This is a genomic window from Pseudidiomarina sediminum DSM 21906, from assembly GCF_000423165.1.
GTDB classification, from domain to species: domain Bacteria; phylum Pseudomonadota; class Gammaproteobacteria; order Enterobacterales; family Alteromonadaceae; genus Pseudidiomarina; species Pseudidiomarina sediminum.
Window position 1 is genome coordinate 1 of sequence record NZ_AUHL01000001.1, and the last position, 1,286, is coordinate 1,286.

The following is a 1,286-nucleotide window of genomic DNA, read 5'->3' on the forward strand; positions in this document are numbered from 1 at the left end:
GTCTTCAACAACCCTTTAGAGCACTTACGTGCTAGTGAGAGCTTATCTTGAGGCTCGCTTCCCGCTTAGATGCTTTCAGCGGTTATCGATTCCGAACATAGCTACCGGGCAGTGCCACTGGCGTGACAACCCGAACACCAGAGGTTCGTTCACTCCGGTCCTCTCGTACTAGGAGCAACCCCTCTCAACTCTCAAACGCCCACGGCAGATAGGGACCGAACTGTCTCACGACGTTCTAAACCCAGCTCGCGTACCACTTTAAATGGCGAACAGCCATACCCTTGGGACCGACTACAGCCCCAGGATGTGATGAGCCGACATCGAGGTGCCAAACACCGCCGTCGATATGAACTCTTGGGCGGTATCAGCCTGTTATCCCCGGAGTACCTTTTATCCGTTGAGCGATGGCCCTTCCATACAGAACCACCGGATCACTATGACCTGCTTTCGCACCTGCTCGACGTGTCTGTCTCGCAGTTAAGCTGGCTTGTGCCATTACACTAACCGTACGATGTCCGACCGTACTTAGCCAACCTTCGTGCTCCTCCGTTACGCTTTGGGAGGAGACCGCCCCAGTCAAACTACCCACCAGGCACTGTCCTCGACCCAGATAATGGGCCTAAGTTAGAACATCAAACATACAAGGGTGGTATTTCAAGGATGGCTCCACGTCAACTAGCGCCAACGCTTCAAAGCCTCCCACCTATCCTACACATGGAGGTTCAATGTTCAGTGCCAAGCTGTAGTAAAGGTTCACGGGGTCTTTCCGTCTAGCCGCGGGTACACCGCATCTTCACGGCGATTTCAATTTCACTGAGTCTCGGGTGGAGACAGCGTGGCCATGGTTACACCATTCGTGCAGGTCGGAACTTACCCGACAAGGAATTTCGCTACCTTAGGACCGTTATAGTTACGGCCGCCGTTTACCGGGGCTTCGATCAAGAGCTTCGCATACGCTAACCCCATCAATTAACCTTCCGGCACCGGGCAGGTGTCACACCCTATACGTCATCTTTCGATTTTGCAGAGTGCTGTGTTTTTAATAAACAGTCCCAGCCACCTGGTCACTGCGGCCAGCTCCGGCTCCATCCGTGTGGATTTCACCAGCTCTGGCGTACCTTCTCCCGAAGTTACGGTACTATTTTGCCTAGTTCCTTCACCCGAGTTCTCTCAAGCGCCTTAGTATTCTCTACCTGACCACCTGTGTCGGTTTGGGGTACGGTCAACATGTACCTGAAGCTTAGAGGCTTTTCCTGGAAGCAGGGCATCAACAACTTCGCACCCGT

The 1,286-nt window shown here is 53.3% G+C and carries 1 rRNA gene; it reads right to left on the reverse strand.

What is annotated here, in order from left to right:
- Positions 1-1,286: ribosomal RNA gene (locus G535_RS0100005) — 23S ribosomal RNA — on the reverse strand; the annotation flags it as partial.